Raw genomic sequence first — 22,160 nt, 5'->3', positions numbered from 1 at the left:
ATATACTATAGAGTATAGATATCCCTATCGTCAAGAGAGAACTTTTCACGAATAAATTTGTTGCCACTCAGCTAAGATTTCGCAAGTTAAGAAGGCGCTTGACCTCTAAAAAAGCTGAGGACCTCTGGATCTTCTTCTCTCCCAATCACCTGATTAAGAATATAATCCAATCCCTTATTGTTATTACCTTGATCATCTCTAGGAGTAGCAAATGCAACCATGGAGTCTTTCACCTTATCTACCGTCGCCATTTCTGATTTCCTAACCTGAGCTTCCTCATCATCTGGGGAGCTTACTTCTCCGCTATCGGAAGGCTGAGTAGAAGTGGCCCCAGATGGAGTACGAAAGAACTCAAGCACGTCCTGATCATTTTCCTCCCCAATAAGTTCAAAAAGCTGACTCAAGGGGCTCACGGATTCAGCTTTTTCACTTGCTTGACGCTCAACTGCGTTCTCGCCGGTTGCTGCCTTGCTTTTTAGAGAAGACTCTGGTGAAAACTCTGGTGAAAACACTAGAGAGGACTCTAGGGATGATTCTGGAGAGGATTCCGGAGCAGCTCCTAAAGTGGTGGCCACAAATAAATCCTCTAGAGACCAACTGTTTTGAGTTTTACTCTTTTGAACAAATGTCGCCATGTACATATCTAGGGCTGTTTTAATAACATCTACCCTCTGCTCTTCGGAAAGCCCTCTTAGAAGTTCCCACAGGCCTTCATCTTTTTCCTCTCTCCCCAAATCAAGGGTTAAGGAGATGAGTTTACTCATGGATTCTCATTGACCTTTTTCGTCAGGTTATTGACCAGATTGGCGGCCATAATTCTAAAGCCCGTGGCATTGCCAAACTGAGGATTATCAATCAGTACCTTATTCTCAAATTGTAAATGATCAAAAATCATTTCCCCCACCTTGCCGGCTACTAGGACCGTATGGATCTTGCCCATCATCGGCTTCAGAGATTTTTTGATCTCCCGAGAAATATCCGTACCCAACTGCTTGAGCATCTCATCCATGACAGGATTAAGATTAATGGCACCGGTATTCCAAGGATACATACCCTTATTGACTCGGAAAATTTTATCTAATTCTTTATCATCAGTTTCGATAGGGTTTTCATGATTTGCGGTCATTTCCTTTAATTTCTCGGCGACGCCTGTATAGGCCCATTTTAAGCCCTTTTCAAGGCTAAAGGAATTGGGTGGGTCTAGCATCAATCCGTCATAGAAGGTGGCCACATCGGTGGTTCTAAAGCCGGGGTCGATGACGACTACATAACCATTAAAAAGCTTGGGACTAATAGGGATTCCATATTCATTGAGAGTTTCTTTGATGAAAACACCATAGCTTTGGGGAAGAACACGAGAGCGAATAATGGTCATCTGGCGAGTCTGACCTTTAAAAGGACCGGATCGAAAAGCAACCGACCAGGTTCCTTTAAGCTCTGCTTCATATTTATCCCTCAAGGCTGCGTAATACTTCACCGGAACCCCTGTTCCCAAATAAATATTGGCCTTGGGCTGTTTCTGAGCGATAGCTAAAGCCACCACCAACAAAGCAGTAGCCTCTTCATCTGTGGATTTATCTTCATCCCAACAATAATGCGCTTCATTGGGATTTAGGCTTTCGGCCAAGCTCCCCATGAAATAATGGCGGGATACTCCAGTGGAATGATTGGTGACTATGACATCCAAGGAGGCAATCTGCATTTCTTCATCGGATCCTCTGCCCACATTCACATTGCCTAAAGTCGAAAAGATTCTTTCATTGCCTTTACAGATGACCGCGGGAAATAATACTTTGGTGTCCCCTGCGTCCAACTTAATGGCGCCAAATCCAGGATCCCCCCCGGCTACAAGAATATCATTTTCAAACACAGGTGTTCCTCCTTGCAAATTCTTAGTTTTCCTTGATATATCTACTATTTTCAATTGTATACCACAATTTACTTGGAGTCCATCCCCTATCTCTATGTTCCTAACGTATAGAACCACGGGAGTTGATTTGGGCGTGGGCGAGAATTTCTACGTCGAGCTCAGGAAAAATAGTGTCCCATTCCGTCTTATGCTCGTTCCAATACAGAGGATAATTACGTTTAACTGCCAGACCAAAGGCTAAGATATCTGATTTAAATTCCTTTTGGGATTTATCGACAATGACTTTGGTTTCATTGATTATACATTGAGTTAAAATCTGCTCTAATTTCTGGAATTCATCCGTCGATTTTATTTCTCCATGATTCATGAGCTCCCCAAGGTTGCATTGCGCCTCTACTTCCACCACTACACGCAAGGTTCCATCCTCCTCCAGAATGGGTTTCACCTTAGCCTTGGTTCGGATAATCTCAAAAGATATCCTATCTTCGAGGCTATTTTCATCTGGGATATAAGTGATAATACCCCCTTTGACTTGATCCATAGCCCAAAGATAGCTGCGGGCCTCCTTCCCATCCAACCAACCGATGAGCTTATCTCCTTTAAAGACGGCGCCCCCTTCCACATTAAAAGTCGGTTCTCCCTTTTCCTCATAGTATTTGACCTTACCTAGAGTAGGCTCATAGCCATCCACATAGATCATATTTATAAAATCCAATAGATTTACAGGAATGCTCTGGGAAGCCGACTTATAATCATCAACTAAACGGCTCATATGCATGGCCGAAATGCTATCCTCCCTTGATTTGCCCCGAATGACATCCTCAGCCTTTCCCTCCGCCACTAAAAGCCAAGTCAACATACGAATTTCCGGATCTCGCTGCATAAAATCCAATACGGGGCCAAGGCCTGCTCTGGCCATATCCTCGCCAAAGACGATGACCTGAGTATGGGGATAGAAAAGCCTATCTCCGGATTTATTCATAAAACCGCGAAGAGCATCAAAGAAAGTATCCCCTACACTGGTCAGCACGCGGACTGATTCCTTTCCTCCTTCTTGACCCTTGGCTTTGGCGCCTGTTGGAGTGATAACCTGAGCCGTCAGCTGGATCTGACCATTCTCGGTTAGGTCCACACCTACCCCACTAACAATCCCCATTGCATTGAGCTCCCGGTGACTCCAGCATCCCGTGAGAAGAAGCAAAGAAAGCACGCAAGAAATCAAGCTTAACCATCTTTTCAGGCTTGAAATGTCCATATTCTTAACTCCCTAAAGTCTTTAATTTTTATTTCCTTTTAACTTTGCTAATCTCTGCATCATACCTTTTTTACCTTGTCGCCTAGTGCCCCCCAATAATGATGGACGGGAGATCATTGACCAGAGTGGTAATCGCACCATACTGTCCTTTAAATCACCGACATTGGATGGTATAAGGGGAGACAGATAAATAACCCCAAAGGAACGAATATTCGCCATATGAATAAAGAGCGCTAATATAGAGATCAACCAACCGAACATGCCTAAAAATCCGGTAGCAATTAAAAAATACAGACGCAAAAGTGACATGGAACTAGTGAGTGGCGGAATCAAAAAACCAGAAATAGCTGTTAGGGACACGACGATGACCATGGCCTGGCTAACAATACCGGCCTGAACTGCAGCCTCACCAAGAACCAAGGCCCCCACAATACTGACTGCCTGACCCACAGTGCGAGGCATCCTCACCCCAGCCTCCCGAAGGATCTCATACATAAGGCCCATCAATAAGGCTTCGACAATGACCGGGAAAGGGATCCCCTCGCGCCCGGCGCTCATGTTAATCAATAAGCTCGTGGGTAGCATCTCCTGATGAAAGGATTGGATCGCTACATAAAAGGCTGGGAGCATCGTTGAGAAGTAAAAACACAGGGAGCGAATCAAACGAATGATCGAGGTGTAATAGGGACGGGCATAATAATCCTCAGGGTTCTGGAAGGCCTCCACAAAAAGATAGGGCACCGTCAAGACAAAGGGTGTCCCATCCACTAATACCCCCACCCGCCCTTCCAAAAGTTTGGCCGCCAGCTTATCCGGTTTCTCGGTAGAGCCCACAGTCGGGAAGATGGACTGGGGAGTATCCTCGATCAATTGCTCGATATAACCACTTTCCAATATTGCATCAATATCAATGGACTTAAGGCGGTTTTTTAATTCCACAACAAGCTTGGGATTCGCCAAACCCTCTATGTAAGCTAGATTGATCTGTGTATTCGTTCGTTGTCCTAAAACCATGGACTCAATACGTAAATTTTCATCACTTATTTTCCTGCGCAGTAAGGAGGTATTTGTACCAAGGTTCTCGATGAAGCCTTCCCGTGGACCGCGTACGGTAACCTCCGTTTCTGGTTGATCAACACTGCGCGTCTTACCGCCGAATGTATCCAGTAGTAAGGCAGACTCAGCCTGTTCCAGGAAGAGGGCCGTCTTCCCTACCAACAGCCCTTTAGTCACCTCAGCATAGGTATTTACCATTACGATTTGGCTATTGCTCAATACCTGCCTATGGAGCACATCCAGGAGCGATTGGAGGGGAATATCACCTGCTCGAAGAGATGCAAACTCCATGAGGGGCTTAAGTATCGACATGCTAATATATTCATGTCCGGCAAGTCCCGCGATAAAGACCAGTAGGCCCTGATTAGTGGGACCTAAACCGAACTCACGAAAAGTCAGATCGGCACTATTCCCAAATTTACTGCGTATCTGACATTCAATCTCCTCAAGGCTCTCTGAAATTTGCACCGACTTGTCATTACTCATAGCTATTTCCTCTTCTTAAGAGATTTCTTAAATCTCTCTTTTACCATAAACACTCCAAAGAGACTTACGACTCCGCCAACTTCTACCCATAAAGCATATTTTGTAAATATATTTATTAGAAAATACGTCTTGTCTTGAATGGTCGGCAACAAAAAAACGGAAACAAAAAAAATAAAGATTGCGATCACATGACTTGATCCATTGCGTAACTTTTTTGCAAAAAGCTGTCGTAATCCCTCTGCTCCCGCATAGTGAAACAGGGCAATGCTGAAAAAGGAACCCGCCATCCAGGATACGACTTGAAAAGCCTCCATTCGCTCAATGAAATCGCCTACGGAGACCATCTGGGCCAGAATCAGAATCGAGTATACTTGTCTGGAACCTACCTCTACCCCTAGTACCGCTATAATCGTAAAGATAACAGCCGTCAGCACTGTTGCCCCGGTCAGGACCCCGCCCATCTTCATCTTAAACATGTCCTTTGGGTTATTGTGATAAGCCATGAGGACGCCCATCACGAGACAGACCCCGAGCCATGAAATCGGTAGAACGGCCCCTCTAACTATTTCCAGTGGGGTATGCTGGAACATCGGCTCCATATTATCAATATTAAACAATTTAACATTGAAGAAAATGATAAAGAGATAGGAGGATATTACGAATAAGCAGATGACCTCCGACATACTCATGATGACCTCAATACCTGAGCAAACTGCGTACGTACTAACCAAGAGAATAAAAAATATAAAGACATATCCGGGAGTATCTGGCATAATCATGGAAATATAAAACTCAACTGATATCTGAACAAGCACCATGACCACGACAATAAAAAAAGCGCTAAAGACAAAAGTGCCTATCTTCCCTAAGTACTTGCCGAGGATCTTTTCGTTGTATTCAAACATTGTTAGCCCAGGGTATTTAAGTCCCATTTTATAGAGGAGCCAGGCGATGCATACCTCGATAAGCAAAGCGAGCAACAAGGGCTGCCAGAAATCTTGAGATAATTCGCGTAAGATAAGATTTGGAATACCAAGAGATAGAACAATGGTAAGGGCAAAGGTAAAGAAGACCTGTCGATTGGACACCCGATATTTCATCATTTCTCACTCTCATCATCCTATTTTCTGTTCTTAGCTTAAGCACCTTGCTCAATTTTATGCATTAATTTGGTAGTTTTAGTATTATGAGGTAGCAAGACCAGGTGAGAAATAGTTGAAGTACTATGATCTTTATTGCAATCAGTTATATAAAAAAAGATGATCCCTGTAAATCAGCGATCATCTTTTTAAGCATTCTGTTCTTTGTTTTAGATAGCGTCATTGTTTCAACATGGCACCTTGTTTTGCCCTTAGAAAATCCACAAACTGGCGGGCCGTTCGCCCGGAGCGAGCATTATGATTCATGACCCAGCGTAAAGCCTGCTGCCGCAAATCTTCTTGAGGAATCAGCAGTCCCTCCTGAGCCGCTAACTCTGTCACAATCTTGAGATAGCCTGCTTGATCGGGGGTTGGGAAGGTTACCGTAATCCCAAAACGATCGGAAAGGGACAATTTTTCTTCCATGTTATCCCGGCGATGCACCTCATCTCCTTGCCGCTCGCCGAAGGTTTCCCGGACTAAATGACGACGGTTCGAGGTAGCATAGATAAGGACATTTTCAGGCTTTCCTTCCAAGCCCCCCTCCAGCAGGGTTTTCAAGTTCTTGTAATCCGATTCGGTATCCTCGAAGGAAAGGTCATCGATGAAGACAATAAATTTGAGGGGTTGCTTCCCTAAAAGTCGAATGATTTTGGGATAATCCTGTAAATCGGTTTTTGATAATTCGACTAAACGCAGACCCCTTTCACAATATTCCTGAAGTAGGGCTTTGACCAAGGAGGATTTCCCCGTACCTCGATTGCCGTAGAGAATCACATTATTAGCGGGATAACCATCTAAGAAAAATTCCGTGTTTTCTAAGACAATCCCTTGTTCGCGCTCCTGATTGATAAGCTGGCTCTTGCGCATGGGATCAGCTTTTACCCCCTCGAGTCTTCCTGTTTCACCACGCCATTTAATGGCCATGCTTTGATTAAACAACCCCGTACCCATGTCTCGATAATAAGTAAGCAGAGCCTCAACCATCGCCTCGGCACTTCCGCCCCGAAGGCTATCTTGAAGCCTTCTTTGGGCAGTTTGCAGATAACGCTCCGCGTAATTCTCTTCAGAATTCGTCGTTACCTTGGCACCCCCCTGAACGCCTGCCTTCATATCCTCATCATTCGGCCAAGTCGGCCAGCTCTGTGGAGCCAAAGGAGCCTCTTGCCATAGACCGTGGTAATCTGCCTCTAAGTTTTCCAGCCGAGCAAGTATTGCGGACTTGATATCTGAAGCAGTGAGCTGGGCAATCTCTCGCCAGCAGAGCAGATCACGTCCAGCCAACTTTCGCAGCTCAGGTGAGACATGCTCCACTCCATAATGTATAACCTGTTGGGTGAGTTCATTTTCATCCCGGATAATGCGCTCCCAAAGATAATTCGGCCAACGGACCTGGATCGCTAAGGCGCATAAATGATGGTACTCGCGATAGACTTCCGTGAAATCAGAGTCTGCAGAGGCTGCTTTTTGCAGAAGGTACTTAAGTGAAGCGATGACAGGATCTTCTTTTAGACCGTGAAAAATAACCATGCCATCGATAAGAAGGGCTACACGGGCAAGTTTTGTTATGATCACCTTGATGCACATCCTTATTATCTCTTTGCAAATTATCATAAGTCTTGAAAATCATGAAGTAAAGAGCAAAATCTTCTCTTGACAAAAACTTTCCTTTTGGTAATCTATAGCTAAGTGAAGATGAAGCCATTCTTTGGTGCCCCATACTGGGGAGAATAGGGAAACCGGTGAAATTCCGGTGCGCACCCATCACTGTGAACGATGAGCCTTGACTAGTTCCACTGGCGCTTGCTGGGAAGGAGGTTTAAGGCACTTGAGTCGAAGCCAGGAGACCTGCCAAGAATGAGGAAAGCCTTTCCAGGGGTATTTGGAAAGCAGCGGCGACGAAGGCAAAGTCCCGACCACATTATTTGTGGCGGGACTTTATTTTTTTATTAAAAAGGAGAGGATTAAAGATGAGTAAAACAGAACTAAATCAAGACAAACTATTCCTAGATGAGGTCTATGCTCGTGAAAATTTGACTGAGACTACACTTGATGAATGTGAAACAGCCTTAAAGCAACTAGTCCAGGGTATTCAAGGGCTAGACGAAAAGGCTATGGAGGCTGTGCAGGCACGTCTGGATTCCTTAACCAAACCCCTCGGTAGCTTAGGAGTATTAGAGGAGATCGCCAAACGCTTAGGTGGAATCCAAAGAAATCCCTGGCCGGAGATTGAGAAGAAAGCGGTTCTGGTTATGGCTGGGGATCACGGAGTCGTGGCCGAAGGGGTCAGTGCTTTTCCTCAAGAAGTCACCCCCCAGATGTTTTATAATTTCTTAAACGGCGGTGCCGGTATCAATGTGCTCTCACGTCATGCTAAGGCGGAGGTTATCTGCACCGATATAGGAATGGCTTTTCCCTTAGACCCTCCGGAGCTTATGCGTCATCGGGTGATGAACGGAACCCATAACATGGCTCAAGGACCGGCCATGAGTCGTCAAGAGGCACTGCAATCCTTGCTGACAGGTGCCAAAATCGCACGTCAGGCCATTGATTCCGGTTTCCGAGTCTTAGCTACCGGCGAAGTAGGGATCGGCAATACTACTCCCAGTGCCGCGATTATTTCCTTCTTCACCGGCCTACCAGCCCAAGATGTTACCGGACGCGGAACCGGCCTCGATGATGCTGCCTTGATCCGCAAACAAGAGGTCATCACCCGTTCCATCCAAGTTAATCAGCCGGATCCTCAGGACGGCGTAGACGTTCTCCGTAAGATTGGCGGCCTGGAAATCGGCGCCCTAGCCGGAGCCATCCTTGAAGCTGCCCATTCCCAAGTACCTATCGTTTTGGATGGGGTAATTTCTACAGCAGCCGCTCTCATCGCCACCTCAATTTGTCCCACCGCTCGTTTCTACCTGATTCCGTCTCATTCTTCGGTGGAGATTGGTCATGTAGCTGCTCTGAAGCAACTGGAGCTTAAACCGATTATGCACCTGGACTTCAGACTGGGCGAAGGCACTGGAGCTGCGATTGCCTTCCATCTCTTGGATGCCTCCATCCATATTCTTGAAGAAATGGCTACCTTTGAATCTGCAGGAGTAAGCAATAAAGAAAACCCGGCTTGAGCCACGAAAGCACTGCTTTCGCACTCGTTGTTTTAACGCAGGCTGAAGCCTTAGGAGGTAATTTATGTCGGATTTTGTTCTTATTACCGGTGGTGCCCGCAGCGGGAAGAGTAGCTTTGCTGAGCTTCTTGCTGCCTATCCCCGTCAGCCTGTTACCTATGTTGCTACCGCCCAAGTCTACGATGAAGAAATGGCTCTGCGCGTCAAGAAACACCAGAATCAGCGACCTTCCCACTGGGCCTTGGTCGAAGAACCTCTGGCCCTTGCGGCAGTCTTGGAACGGTATCGCCAAGAAAAGGGTGTCATTTTGGTGGATTGCATCACACTATGGTTGACGAATCTCCTTCTCTCCCGCTACCCTGAGGAAAAAGTTCTCCAGGGGCGAGAATATACGGAAACCCTTCATGAATTAGAATTATGGATTCTGGAGCAAGTGAAAACCGTCTCCGACTTAGCACAGGAGGTTACACCACAGGTCATCATGGTCACCAATGAGGTGGGCAATGGTATCGTTCCCGATAATCCCTTATCTCGAGTATATCGAGATCTCGCCGGTCGGGCCAATCAGGTTTTAGGTCGAAGTGCATCCCAGGTTTATTCTGTGGTTGCCGGGTATCCCGTAGAAATCAAAGCCGCCGGACAGGCCCTGCTGGATTCCTTGCGTAGAGAAGAGGAGTAAGCCATGCGCAAATTATGGATCGCCCTGACTTTTTTAACGCGCATTCCTCTTCCCCAGCCGACGAATGTGACCTCCGAAGAATTCACTCTGAGCCAACATTATTATCCTTTGGTGGGCTTGATTGTGGGAGGAGTGCTTTGGGCATCTCTAACACTCCTGCTTCCCTTCTACCCGCCTTTGATTACTGCCGCTTTAGTGCTCATCCTTGAACTCATCTTAACCGGGGGAATCCATCTGGATGGTTTCATGGATAGTATGGATGGCTTGCTTTCCGCCCGTCCTCCGGAGCGTATGCTGGAGATCATGAAGGACAGCCATGTGGGTGCCTTCGGGGCCTTAGGTGCCATAGCCTACCTGCTACTGAAATTCACTTTGCTTGTAGAGCTATGTTCCCTCGGTTCCGCTTCGGCCCTTTTCCTTGTCCTTTTTATGCCCATCATCGCTCGTTGGATTTTCCTTATCGGCGTATATTTCTTCCCCTATGCTAGGGAAAAGGGTCTGGGTAAAGGGTTTCATGAATCTTCCCGAAATACCAAGTGGGTTTTCTTCGGTCAAGGTCTCTTGCTTCTACTGCTAACCTATTATTTTCTGCATTGGTCAGGCATAGCCGGTTTCGTCTTAGCCACTTTAGGCATCCTCTTCTTCACCTGTAAAGTTTCACGCCTGCTCGGCGGACTGACCGGTGATCTTTACGGAGCCAGCATTGAACTGTCCGAACTTTTCTTCTTGCTGGGTGCCTTTCCTTTTATCACCTAAAGGAATACTTTTCTTAAACGAGAGATGCCCACCTGAGTCGATGTGCCGAACACAGATGGGCATCTTTTTAAGGGATCGAACATAGCTTACCTTTTGCTTAGTCCTTTGCTTAGTCCTTTGGCAAGACGCTTGATTCCTTCTTCAATGACTTCAGGAGTTGAGCAGGAATAGTTAAGGCGCATCTCGTTGGATACCCGGCCATCAGCATAGAACAAAGCCCCTGGTACGTAGAGGACATTTTGTTTGATCATATCTTCTACATAAGCAAAGCTATCCTGAACTCCGCTGAGCTTGCCCCAAAGGAAAAGTCCTCCTGAGGGAACCACCATCTCTATTTGTTCTCCCAAATAGGTATGGATAGCTTCTACCATAGCCTTGCGACGCACATCATACACCTCACGTAGCTTGAGAATATGATCCGGTAAAAGATCTTGCTTTAAATACTCATAAACTGCTCTTTGCGTCAAATTATTGCTATGGAGATCCACACCCTCTTTGGTCTGCTCCAGATGCATAATTATATCTTCGCCAGCAAGTACGTAGCCGACGCGCAGTCCCGGTGCTAATACCTTTGAAAAGGTTCCCAGATAGACAACATTTTCCCCCAGTTCGGCAAGATGGGGAAGCGGTTCACCTTCATAACGCAATTCGCCATAAGGATTATCTTCAATCAGTAGTAAATCATATTTCTGAGCCACCTTGAGCAGCTCTTTTCTACGCTCTAATCCCATAACCTTTCCGGAAGGATTTTGGTAATTCGGTATAATATAAAGGAACTTCGGCGTGGTATGCTGAAGGGCACGCTCCAATTCACTGGGAATAATACCTTCCACATCACAGGGGATCATCTGGAAGTTCGCGCGAAAGCCTTCAAAGGCTTGAATAGCACCCAAATACGTGGGGGTTTCCATGAATACCGTATCTCCCGGATCTAAAAAGGTCTGGGCTAAGAGACTTAATCCTTGCTGACTACCTGTTGTGATAATCACTTCTTGGATACGTGCTGGTCTTTCATTCCTTTGATGTTGACTGGCGAGCCATTCCCTTAGCTTAGGGTATCCCGCAGTCTGAGAGTATTGCAAAGCAGAACTACCCTGCTCCTCAAAAACCTGCTGAAATGCATCTTGAAGCTCATGGGTTGGAAAAAGTTCGAGGGCCGGTAATCCTCCGGCAAAGGAAATCATCTCAGGATTTTGCGCTGCTCTTAGCATTTCCCCGATAAATCCTTCCCCTACATTTTTCATCCAGTTGGCATACTTCATTTTTTTCACCTTTCATTCTTATCATTATATCTTTAGAAATCATTTCATTGAAAATCACTTCATTGAAATGTGGCAATTTATAGCAAAGTTTGTGCTCACATCTAATCTAAGGAACCCCATTGCTCTAGAGGCCAATAACGCAGCAAGACTCGTCCCTCGATATTTTCTATAGGAACAAAGCCCCAGACATGACTGTCCTTGCTGTTATTACGATTGTCACCAAAAACCAAATAGGAATCTTCAGGAATTTCGATGGGTCCATACTCATAGTTAGGAGCTTCCTTGAGATAAGGTTCTAGTAATGCCTGACCATCTATCCACACTTTACCCTCGCGAACTTCTAAGGTCTCCCCCGGCATGCCGATGATACGTTTTACTAAGTCATCGTGCTCACCGGAGCCCTCGGGAGCAGTAAACATGATGATATTCCCTCGTTCCAATGTACCATAGCGAAAAAAAAGCTTATCAAATATTAAACGATCTTGTAGTTGAATCGTCGGAAGCATCGAACCGGTAGGAACAATTCTCGTGTCAAGGACAAAGGTTCTGATACCAAAGGAGAGAACCCAAGCGATGACAATCAAAATCCCCCATTCGAAAATCGTGCGTACGTATTTTTTCATTTAGTCACACCCTCTGCTCGTTTAGCTGACAGAATCATTTGATCTGAACGTTATCATCTAATTCCATCTCAAAATCCATACTGTTATAGGATAACACGAAAGGCATCCCAAATAAAAGACCCCCCGTCTGGAGGGTCAGTCCGTTATGATATTTCCTTTGCCCAAGTTTTTGCCTCGGTAAAGTCTCTGATCCGCTAGACGGTATAATTCATCATAAGTCTGGCCTTCCATGGGAAATTCAGCGACGCCAATACTCACGCCTAAATCATACTCCTCCAAATGCATGCTCTTTCTCATCCGCTCAATAACGTGCAATGCTTCTTCACTCATCGCTATGTCGGTCAGAACAAGGGTAAATTCATCGCCACCGGTTCGAGCAACAATATCCTGTTCACGTACTGCAGCCCGTAAGTTCTGAGCAATTTCTTTCAGGGCTAGGTCCCCCACCGGATGACCCTGGCTATCGTTGAGCTGTTTAAACATATCGAGATCAAGAAGCAGCAAGAGAAAGTTTGAATTCCTTCGTAAAGAGCTGGCCATTTCTTCACGAAAACGCTGTTCAAATCCCTGACGGTTCAATATTCCTGTCAAACGGTCGGTATTCGCTAAACGTGCTAGCTCATCTCGCTGCCGAATTGTCTCAAGGGCAACCCCTATCACACGTATAAAGGCAGCCAGAATTTCCCGCTTTTGGTCGGTGATATCCTCCTCGGTATTCATAAGCCAAAGTTCACCCACGACTCCGCTATGGGTCTGAAGAGGGTAGATCCAAACTTTTTCCCACCGAAAAGGATTATCCTCAATTTCCAGAGAATGTACTGTGGCACTTCTCAGGCAGCACTCTTCCTTGGAAATATACTGCCTAACCCATGTCTGCCAATCCCAGTCCATGGCTTGCCTTAGGCGCCCAAAAGGTGAGCGGATCTCCCAACTCCCTTCGCTTCCCTCCAACAAGAAAAAACCCCCGGGTAGAAACAGAATTTCCATAGCCATTTCTCCTGCTTCAGACAGAAGCTGTTCCTCCGAATCAGTTCGGACCAGAATTTCAGTCCCTTGTAAGAGCAGTGTCAAAGCCTGCTCCCGATCAAAGGAATCGCTTCTAAGCTTTCTTTCAAAAATGAAGGAAGAAATCATAGAGATCGCTTTTTCAACAAAGAGAGCAAGTCGCCGGTCAGATGGCCGAGCATAGTTGCCACTAAGAACCAAAGCACCTAAGTTTTTATCAAAATGAGTAAGTGGCAAAACCCATTCATCATCCAAGTAATTGACTTGAGTAGATATCATAGGAAAATCCTGAGGAAATCTCCGTGACTCCAAAGAGTCGAGATGCTTATCCTCGCGATAGGCAACTGAAAAAGATTGATAACGTCCTTGATTAAGCAGATAAATAGCCGCAATATTGCATTTAAAAAGCTCAAGACTCCGCTGGGTAAAGAGATTCAAGGCTCTCAAGAGGTTCTCCTCACGGTTCATCTCTTGGATAGTTGTCAAGAAGGGCTCTGCATAAGAAGAACCAATTATCAGGGATTCATTGGCCATATTTTTTTCTACTAACACAGACTCCTCACCCTTCATCTACGAGCATTGAACTTTCTGAGCTATAGATTTTCCATAAGCGATAATTTCTAATTGAATAAATTTGGAGGCTTTGCTCAATATGATATGTACATCTGATATTTTACCACATCTATTCCCCTCAGAACTAATTTTCCAAATTTTTTTGGAAATTTTACTAACCTTGCACTATTCTCCTTCTATTCTACATTTCTTTCCTATCTTTCCTATCTGAATGTCTTATTACTTAGTACTTGATTCCTTAGTACTTAACATGAAAAGTGAAGATGAATGATCATTTGTTTATCTTTCAACGCAAGAAGAGGAGCGTCGCCCAACTACTTTTTTGCAAGTAGTTAGCAGCGCCCCTCCTAGTGATTGAGCCAGACTTCGCCCCTGGCCCTTCTAGAGGCAGTGGTCAAACACGAGCTTGAGTCATTAATCAAACCGTAGTGGAATCTGTAAGATTCGAAACCCTCGTTCTGTAGCGTCCGCAGTTAATTCAAAGGCTTTTTCCATTGACTGTTCAAGAGACATAGGCCCATTGACAATTGCAATAATCGAGCTCAGCCCATGGTTATAGAGTTCTTCCGATCCTGCCCCGATAGAGCCTACGATAGCTAAGGTAGGCTTACCGGATCTGTGTGCTCGTTTAGCCACCCCCATGGGTACCTTACCATAAATAGACTGTCCATCGATACGCCCTTCACCTGTGATGACTAGATCAGCGACCTGAAGCTTATTGTCGAAGTCCACCGTATCGAGAACGGCCTCAATACCTGTCTTTAGCTTCGCACCGGTAAAAGCGAGAAGACCCATGCCAAGTCCCCCGGCTGCACCTGCACCGGGGACGTCTTTTAAATCCATACCCAGATCCTTCAGGACAATTTGGGAAAAACGAGCAAGATTTTGATCAAGATATTGAACCATTTCCGGATCTGCCCCTTTTTGCGGACCATATATGGCAGAAGCGCCTCTTGGGCCACATAAGGGATTATCAACATCGCACATCACAGTAATCTTCGTTGTCTGTAAACGTGAATCAAGGCCCGTTATATCAATTTTCTCTAAATGCTCAAGAGCCCCTCCGCCCGGCATCAGTTCCCGACCTTCTCGATCTAGCAATCTCGCACCTAAGGCTTGGGCCATACCCGCACCGCCGTCATTTGTGGCACTTCCTCCAATACCAATCAATATTTCTTTGGGATTCAAGTCTAAGGCGGCTCGGATAAGCTCTCCGGTACCTCTTGTTGACGTTAATAAGGGATTTCTTTTTTCTGGTGGCACCAAGGGCAAACCTGAAGCTGAAGCCATTTCGAGGACAACGGTGCCATCTGGTAACTTCCCAAGAATTGCATCAAGAGGCTCGCCCAAGGGTGAAGTGACCTTGGCTTTTAATATTTCTCCCTTAGTGGCGTACACAATAGCCTCAACGGTTCCCTCACCTCCATCAGCCATGGAGATAATCTCTGTACTTGCTTTCGGAAAGACCCGTTGAATACCCAAGGTTATTGCTTCCCCGGCCTTTTGACTGCTTAGACTTCCTTTAAAAGAATCTACGGCAATAAGTACATGCATGACATCTCTCTCCTATAACAACTTATTAATTAAAAAGCATCCATTACTATACAACATATTTCAAACAACTAATCTAAAATCAAGCTTTCGCATATTAACTCATGATCTATTTAATCTCTTCTGTTCTACTTATCATGTTGTGCTCTACTCATCATCTTTTGTTTATTCGAATTTTAAACTAAATTGTGAATAAACACAATAAATACAGCAACAAATTTTAAGGAATCGGTGGCATTGATCTAGATTTCTTCATATTCTATAGATCATTTTTTATTGACGTTAAAGCACTCTATACGGTATACTAAAACAGTAATAGTCCAAAGGGGAGTAGCTGGACAGCAAAGTCGTCAATACGGATGAAAATCCCGGCTTTGTTGACAACATTGTTGTAAGCAAGACCTTTGCCCAAAGGAGGGTAGAAGGTCTTTTTTTATGCAATAATACCCCAATCGTAGGAAAACGATAAATATTTTGAGTGCGAAAGGAAGAAAAAAATGGAACTATTCAGTCCCGAGTTTTTTCAGGCATTATTGGCCATCATCCTCATGGACCTCGTTTTAGGCGGGGATAATGCCATCGTCATCGGTATGGCAGCCCGTAATCTACCTAAAGATAAACAAAAGAAAGTCATATTAATCGGCACCGGGGGAGCTATCCTAATTCGTACCCTAGCAACCTTAGTGGCTGTCTATCTGTTGAAAATCCCGGGTCTGATGTTTGCCGGGGGCCTGCTCTTGGTGTGGATGGCTTATAAGCTACTCACCGATGAAAAACATGATGAACATGTAGAAAGTGCTTCGAGTTTCTGGGGTGCTGTTCGCACCATTATTATTGCCGATGCCGTAATGGGTCTGGACAATGTTCTTGCGGTGGCAGGAGCCGCTCATGGTCACCCCATACTGGTCATCTTCGGCTTACTTGTGAGTATTCCGATCGTAGTCTGGGGAAGCACCTTGGTTATTAAGGCGATTAACCGCTTTCCGATTATCATCCCTCTTGGAGCTGCAGTCATCACTCACACCGCCGTCACTATGCTGACCGGTGAAAAGTTTGTCGTCAATCTCATCGGCGAGAGCGCCTGGATTGAATGGGGTCTGAGCGCCGTCCTCATTGCTTTAGTTTTGTTCCTTGGGCATAATAAAAGCAAGCAAAAAGCCTTGGATACGACCGAAAACGCCGCTTAATATAATATCTCTTTCCAAGAATGCGAAAAAGGCAACCGAGAGGTTGCCTTTTCTTGTACGCATCTGACTTCTATGCAACTTAAATTGCACCATTCAGGCGATCTATGGCTCTACTGGTGTTCAAAAGAAAGAGCGTCGATGAACTCTTCCTGAAAATCAATGCGTGTGGACAATTCCAGATGCTCAGCATGATTAGCAAATTCGGTAGCCTTTACCCGTTCAGCTTGGGATAATAAAACCATCTTAGCTCCATCACCTGCCGCATTGCCAATAGCCGAAATCTTCTCAATCGGCAGATCGGGAAGCAGGCCGATGCCTAAGGCACTTTCTTTACTGATATAGTTACCGAAGGCCCCTGCCAATAGTACCCGATCCAACTGCTCTAGTCCGATCCCCATTTCTTTCATGAGAATACTTACGCCAGCACGGATCGCACCTTTCGCAAGCTGCATCTCGCGTATATCTTTTTGAGTTAGTACGATATCTTCACCTATTCCTGTCTCCTTCGCCCAGACAAGCACAAATTCGCTTCCTTCTGGAGTTTTTCGTATGCGCTGTTGGAGTAACGGGGGAAGCTTGGCGAGATCATCTTGGTTATTAACGATTCGACCGCTGGCATAGATGACTCCCGACTCAGCCATCTGGGCAATAGCATCAATCAGGCCCGAGCCACAGATGCCAATGGGCTTAGTCCCTCCGATGGCCGCACATTCCACATCATCCTTGATGGTTACCCTTTCAATGGCACCATCCGCGGCTCTCATCCCATATTTAATCTCCGCTCCTTCAAAAGCCGGACCGGCAGCAGTCGAACAGGTTAAAATTCTCTTCCCACCGGCAAGTATGATCTCGCCGTTGGTACCAATATCGATTGCTAGAGTATATCCCGGCAATTGATCTACCTTGGCGGCGACCATCACGCCGACAGTATCAGCTCCCACATACCCGGCAACATTCGGCAAAAGAACCACATGCCCTGTTTGTAGAATATCCAACCCCAATTCCCTTGCTTCAACCTCGACCTCTTGCCGGAAGACAGGAATAAAGGGTGCCGGAGCTAAATAAGTTGGATCAATGCCCAAGAACAGATGACTCATGGTGGTATTTCCCACGACCACAGCCTGATAAATCTCTTCTTTGCCTATGCGACTTTTTGCAGACAATTCAGCAATGATTTGATTCAAACCTCCCATAACCAACATCTGTAGTTCCTGCAGCTGTTCCGGACCCCGAGCAGCATGGGTGATCCTCGAGATAACATCTGCTCCATAAGCTCGTTGGGGATTGGTCACCGCACCACTGGCGAGGACTTTTCCTTGAAGCAAATCCATTAAATAGACTACCGTCGTAGTAGTGCCAATATCGATGGCTAGGCCATAATTCCTCAAGGTAGTATCCCCTGGCTCCACGGCTAATACTTTATCTCCGTCCAGAACAGCTGTCACCTGGAAGTTCGCTTGATGAAGCACCTGCGGCAGCTGAGAGGCAATACGCCGGTTAAAGGAAATCCTTTGCGAAGGTAACGCGGCAACAAGACGATCCCAGTCAGGTCTCTGATCCTCTACGGTTGGCCTTGCTAATTGGAGAAAAAGCTTTTGGATTCCGGGAGCAAGTTCAACATCCATCAATTGATTGAGCTGAGTCTTTCTTTGATGAGCATCTTTAGATTCACTAAGCTTGACAGCCAAATCCTCATATACCGCGACACGGCAAGCTAACACCCACCCCGCTTCCCTATCAGAGTCGCTTAAAAAGTTTTTCCCCACATCTTGTGCCGGATCAACTTTTCCCGGATCGATTTGCACCTTACATTTTCCGCAGGTCCCTCTCCCACCGCAGGTGCTTTCCAAGGGAACACCGGCTGTGATAGCTGCTTGCATTATGGTACTCCCCTTGGGCACCTCTACTTTCGTATGACCCGGCAAAAAAGCAACTTGCACCACTTCTCTCTCCTCCTTTAGCTTTTGTCATATTTCAATTATCGTAACCATCTAACACAATAGCAAAACGCTTCATAGGTTTATTTTAAACTATTCTCAAAATAAAGACAAAATCTTCTTTTCACGACTTTGTGCCTCGGACCAAATAAAAAAGACCCTCTCAGAGTTAAATCTGAGAAGGTCTTGCTTAGATCTTAGTAACGGCTGCGTGGGGTGAAGCAATCGCGGCAGTATACTGGTTTGTCGCCACTAGGTTGGAAAGGAACCATGGTATCTACACCACAGGAAGCGCAAACTGCAGGGTACATTTGGCGTTCTTGGCGTTGGTATCCACCATTACCACGAGTTTGTTGCTTTCTAGCTGCACGGCAAGAAGGGCAACGGCCAGGTTCATTGGTGAAACCTTTTTCAGCGTAGAATTCTTGCTCAGAAACTGAGAATACGAATTCTGCTCCACAGTCTTTACAGGTAATAACTTTGTCTTCGTACATAATAAAAAACCTCCATCATTTAAATTACCCGCCACTCAAAAGGAATTTTCATTGCTTCCCAGTGCTTTAGGCAACAGAAGAAGGTTTTACCAAATCCAATATTTTTCGAACGGACTTGTTTATCATAACAGTCATTTAAGAGAAAGTCAACAAGAAATATCCTTTGTAACGGAGACTTTAATAATCGTCCTACAAATTCCACCTTGGGATGGACTCGAATGCGGATCCTCTCTATATCGTTAAGTATAATATCTTTTAAATAATTTTTTTAGGTTATAATAAAAGTACGCTATTTGTGGAGGTGATCCTTCTGAGAAACATGAATATAGAAGCCAATAGATTAGTCAACGAGAAATCTCCTTATTTACTTCAACACGCTTATAATCCGGTGGATTGGTATCCGTGGGGGCAGGAAGCCTTTGCCAAGGCAAAAAAAGAGAATAAACCGATATTTCTAAGCATTGGCTACTCCACCTGCCATTGGTGTCACGTTATGGAACGCGAATCCTTTGAGGATCATGAGGTGGCCGATCTCCTTAAGCGTTATTTTATTGCCATTAAAGTGGATCGAGAGGAACGTCCGGATGTCGATCATATCTATATGGAATTCTGTCAGGCTCTTACCGGTTCCGGGGGATGGCCTTTGACAATTCTCATGACTCCTGACCAAAAACCCTTCTATGCGGGTACATATTTTCCGAAGGAAAGCCGTTATGGCCGCCCCGGGATTGTTGATATTTTGCATCAACTTGGGGAACTGTGGAAAGCCGATGAAGAAAAGGTCCATAATTCAGCAGAGTCAATTTATACTGCTGTCATAGCCAGCAAGGTACCTCCTACCCCCTCTATGATTTCTTCCCAAGACGATGACTTTAGACCCTGGGCAAAAGAGATCATAGAAATAGCTATGCAAACTTTCCAGAAATCCTTTGATTCTCAATATGGAGGCTTTAGGGAGGCGCCCAAATTCCCGACGCCTCACAATCTGACTTTTCTTCTCCGCTATGCCCATGATCATGGTCAGGAACCGAAAGCCCAGCAAGCCGCTCAAATGGTCCGCAACACCCTAGATGCTATGGGGCAGGGAGGGATCTATGATCATATCGGTTTTGGCTTCGCTCGCTACAGCACTGATCGTCATTGGCTAGTTCCCCACTTTGAAAAAATGCTCTATGATAATGCCCTCTTAGCTATTGCCTATCTGGAAAGCTATCAAGTCCGCCACGACCCTCAAGATGAACAAACGGCCCGCGAGATTTTCGCTTATGTCCTTCGGGATATGACAGCTCCAGAAGGGGGGCTTTATTCTGCTGAGGATGCAGATTCCGAAGGGGTAGAAGGTAAATTTTATGTCTGGACTCCTCAAGAAATCCACGAGCTCCTAGGACCCGAAGCCGGCCAGCTTTATTGTCGAGCTTACGACATTACCCGAGATGGCAACTTCGAAGGCCATAACATCCCTAACCTCCTTCACACTGAATGGGCGGCTTTAGCCGAGGAATTTAATCTTCCCCTCGAAGAACTCTCACTTCAGCTTGAAGAGGCTCGCCAGATTCTTTTCCAAGCACGAGAGAAAAGGATTCATCCCCATAAGGATGATAAAATCCTTACTTCTTGGAATGGCTTAATGATTGCCGCTCTGGCTAAAGGTGCTCAAATCTTCGGCGATACCACCTTTAGTGATGCCGCGCAGAGAGCAGTAAGTTTTATTATGAATAATTTATACCCCGATCAACGTTTATTAGCTCGGTACCGCGATAGAGATTCCGCTCACTTAGGCTACCTCGATGATTATGCCTTTCTTATCTGGGGATTAATTGAGCTATATTTGGCTACAGAAAAAAAGGACTACCTCGGTTTTGCTCTAAGCCTGCAGAGAGCGCAGGATGAGCTTTTCTTAGATTCAGAGGAACTGGGCTACTTCTTAACCGGCCATGACGCAGAGGAGTTGCTGATTCGCCCCAAAGAAATCTATGATGGGGCAATTCCCTCCGGCAACTCAGTATCCGCTTGTAACCTAATTCGCCTAGCACGTCTTACAGGTGATGCTCATTGGGAGAAAAGGGCACATGAACAACTCATGGCCTTTAAGTCCCCACTTTCTACTTATCCAGCAGGATATACTGCATTTTTGCAAGCCCTTCAATACGCCCTCGCCCAAAGTCAGGAGATCGTCCTCACCGGACCACTACAGCATGCCGAACACTCTAAAATGAAGGAACTTATCTTTGCGGAATACCGCCCCTATACCATCCTTCTTTACCAAGAAGGAACCCTTACCGAACTCATTCCTTGGCTTACGAATTACCCTCAGGATTCCAAGCAAGCAACTGCTTATGTCTGTCAAAACCATTCCTGTCACAGACCGGTTCACACTGCAGCTGAACTATCCTCATTGCTCAGCACATGACATTTAATAGTATGTGATAAAAAAGCAACGAAGAATAATACTCCACATAAACTTCCCAACGAAAAGAAGCAAAGCTAAATTAGCTTTGCTTCTTCATTAAACTTAAAAACCTACTTATTCTCAACACTAACGATCATTAAAGAAGGATGCTCTGCTAAGTCGTAATCAATAGGAGCTATTAGGCGAATATCTCCTTCATGGGTCATGCGCACATGGGGGCGAGTCGGAAGATGCTGGTTTTGCTTAACTACATTACCACGAAATCCGTTACTGAGTCGAACACCTGAACCCGTGGGGTACGGCGCAATACACTTGGAAAAAGTATGCTGAACGACTCTGGGTTCAAAGAGTCTATTTGAATTGGCCAAAACGTATTCGTAAGCTTCATAAGGCTGAACAGCATCGCGATAGACCCTTTTGCTGGTTAAAGCCTCATAAACATCTGCTATGGCAGCCACACGTCCGTATTCATGAATTTGCATACCCTTTAACCCTCGCGGATAGCCACTACCATCCCATCGTTCTTGGTGTTGAAGGGCAACGTGGGCAGATAATAAATTGATATCTTTATTCTTGCGCAGAATCTCAAATCCATATTCTGCGTGTTTCTTAACCTCCCTATATTATCTTATGATTTTCTTTAAATTTCTCGCTTTTTCATAGAATTCCTAACTAATCAAACTAGCTCACCAAGGATAGAATTAGCATAAAATGCCTAATCCAGAGAATTTGGGTATGGCAAAGCAAACGTCTGC

17 protein-coding genes, 1 pseudogene and 1 riboswitch are annotated in these 22,160 nt (G+C 45.4%); of the genes and pseudogenes, 5 read left to right on the top strand and 13 right to left on the bottom strand.

All coding sequences use genetic code 11. The features are described 5' to 3' along the window. Nucleotides 1-86 precede the first annotated feature (86 nt). From AAC978_RS09850 to AAC978_RS09825, 6 genes are all read right to left on the bottom strand, one after another. Nucleotides 87-764: a hypothetical protein gene (locus tag AAC978_RS09850; protein WP_341547866.1), complete on the bottom strand. Its 678-nt coding sequence runs from the start codon at nt 762-764 to the stop codon at nt 87-89. Further along, the gene (locus AAC978_RS09845) at nt 761-1,870 is read right to left on the bottom strand and encodes a ParM/StbA family protein (RefSeq protein ID WP_341547865.1); all 1,110 of its coding nucleotides are present in this window, start codon (nt 1,868-1,870) and stop codon (nt 761-763) included. Before AAC978_RS09845 ends, AAC978_RS09850 begins: the two co-directional genes overlap by 4 nt. A gap of 100 nt (nt 1,871-1,970) precedes the next feature. Beyond that, nucleotides 1,971-3,125 carry a Ger(x)C family spore germination protein gene (locus AAC978_RS09840; RefSeq protein ID WP_341547864.1) on the bottom strand — a complete coding sequence of 385 codons (1,155 nt, stop codon included), beginning with the start codon at nt 3,123-3,125 and terminating at the stop codon, nt 1,971-1,973. A 21-nt stretch (nt 3,126-3,146) separates the two neighbouring features. Beyond that, nucleotides 3,147-4,667 (bottom strand): spore germination protein, encoded by a 1,521-nt coding sequence (locus AAC978_RS09835; protein ID WP_341547863.1) that lies wholly within the window; start codon nt 4,665-4,667, stop codon nt 3,147-3,149. 2 nt (nt 4,668-4,669) lie between these two features. Further along, nucleotides 4,670-5,770, bottom strand: coding sequence for a GerAB/ArcD/ProY family transporter (locus tag AAC978_RS09830; protein WP_341547862.1), 1,101 nt, complete (start codon nt 5,768-5,770; stop codon nt 4,670-4,672). 216 nt (nt 5,771-5,986) lie between these two features. Continuing rightward, a complete protein-coding gene (locus AAC978_RS09825) occupies nt 5,987-7,336 on the bottom strand; it encodes an ATP-binding protein (protein ID WP_445900300.1) in 1,350 nt (449 codons plus the stop codon). Nucleotides 7,337-7,498: 162 nt separating this feature from the next. Beyond that, a riboswitch (cobalamin riboswitch) is annotated at nt 7,499-7,676 on the top strand. A 100-nt stretch (nt 7,677-7,776) separates the two neighbouring features. Between AAC978_RS09825 and cobT the strand changes: the two genes are divergently transcribed. The 3 genes from cobT to cobS all read left to right on the top strand — a co-directional run bounded on the left by cobT (nt 7,777) and on the right by cobS (nt 10,363). Further along, nucleotides 7,777-8,928, top strand: coding sequence for a nicotinate-nucleotide--dimethylbenzimidazole phosphoribosyltransferase (gene cobT, locus AAC978_RS09820; RefSeq protein ID WP_341547860.1), 1,152 nt, complete (start codon nt 7,777-7,779; stop codon nt 8,926-8,928). Nucleotides 8,929-8,992: 64 nt separating this feature from the next. Then, nucleotides 8,993-9,607, top strand: coding sequence for a bifunctional adenosylcobinamide kinase/adenosylcobinamide-phosphate guanylyltransferase (gene cobU / locus AAC978_RS09815; protein ID WP_341547859.1), 615 nt, complete (start codon nt 8,993-8,995; stop codon nt 9,605-9,607). A 3-nt stretch (nt 9,608-9,610) separates the two neighbouring features. Further along, nucleotides 9,611-10,363: an adenosylcobinamide-GDP ribazoletransferase gene (cobS, locus tag AAC978_RS09810; protein WP_341547858.1), complete on the top strand. Its 753-nt coding sequence runs from the start codon at nt 9,611-9,613 to the stop codon at nt 10,361-10,363. Nucleotides 10,364-10,449: 86 nt separating this feature from the next. Here the strand turns inward: cobS and AAC978_RS09805 are convergent, their stop codons facing one another. The 4 genes from AAC978_RS09805 to AAC978_RS09790 form a co-directional block, all read right to left on the bottom strand. Further along, nucleotides 10,450-11,625, bottom strand: a complete 1,176-nt coding sequence (locus tag AAC978_RS09805) for an aminotransferase-like domain-containing protein (protein WP_341547857.1) — start codon at nt 11,623-11,625, stop codon at nt 10,450-10,452. A 101-nt stretch (nt 11,626-11,726) separates the two neighbouring features. Beyond that, on the bottom strand, nt 11,727-12,248 hold the full coding sequence (gene lepB / locus AAC978_RS09800) for a signal peptidase I (protein ID WP_341547856.1): 522 nt from the start codon (nt 12,246-12,248) through the stop codon (nt 11,727-11,729). A 135-nt stretch (nt 12,249-12,383) separates the two neighbouring features. Next, entirely contained in the window at nt 12,384-13,805 is a 1,422-nt protein-coding gene (locus AAC978_RS09795; RefSeq protein ID WP_445900297.1) for a GGDEF domain-containing protein, read from the bottom strand. A 435-nt stretch (nt 13,806-14,240) separates the two neighbouring features. Beyond that, the gene (locus tag AAC978_RS09790; protein WP_341547854.1) at nt 14,241-15,380 is read right to left on the bottom strand and encodes a glycerate kinase; all 1,140 of its coding nucleotides are present in this window, start codon (nt 15,378-15,380) and stop codon (nt 14,241-14,243) included. 494 nt (nt 15,381-15,874) lie between these two features. On the opposite strand from AAC978_RS09790, the gene AAC978_RS09785 reads away from it, so the two are divergent. Next, nucleotides 15,875-16,564, top strand: a complete 690-nt coding sequence (locus AAC978_RS09785; protein ID WP_341547853.1) for a TerC family protein — start codon at nt 15,875-15,877, stop codon at nt 16,562-16,564. A gap of 110 nt (nt 16,565-16,674) precedes the next feature. Here AAC978_RS09785 and AAC978_RS09780 read toward each other — a convergent pair whose 3' ends face one another. Both AAC978_RS09780 and AAC978_RS09775 read right to left on the bottom strand, forming a co-directional pair. Continuing rightward, nucleotides 16,675-18,507 (bottom strand): ASKHA domain-containing protein, encoded by a 1,833-nt coding sequence (locus AAC978_RS09780; RefSeq protein WP_341547852.1) that lies wholly within the window; start codon nt 18,505-18,507, stop codon nt 16,675-16,677. A gap of 191 nt (nt 18,508-18,698) precedes the next feature. Then, the gene (locus AAC978_RS09775) at nt 18,699-18,995 is read right to left on the bottom strand and encodes a zinc-ribbon domain containing protein (RefSeq protein ID WP_341547851.1); all 297 of its coding nucleotides are present in this window, start codon (nt 18,993-18,995) and stop codon (nt 18,699-18,701) included. A 310-nt stretch (nt 18,996-19,305) separates the two neighbouring features. On the opposite strand from AAC978_RS09775, the gene AAC978_RS09770 reads away from it, so the two are divergent. Then, nucleotides 19,306-21,405, top strand: coding sequence for a thioredoxin domain-containing protein (locus tag AAC978_RS09770; protein WP_445900299.1), 2,100 nt, complete (start codon nt 19,306-19,308; stop codon nt 21,403-21,405). 110 nt (nt 21,406-21,515) lie between these two features. Here AAC978_RS09770 and AAC978_RS09765 read toward each other — a convergent pair. Beyond that, a pseudogene (locus tag AAC978_RS09765) lies at nt 21,516-22,028 on the bottom strand (HD-GYP domain-containing protein); the annotation flags it as partial. Nucleotides 22,029-22,160 lie beyond the last annotated feature (132 nt).

This window comes from Desulfitobacterium sp. THU1 (assembly GCF_038181555.1).
Lineage (GTDB): Bacteria > Bacillota > Desulfitobacteriia > Desulfitobacteriales > Desulfitobacteriaceae > Desulfitobacterium.
This window is presented reverse-complemented; position numbering and strand designations above follow the sequence as displayed.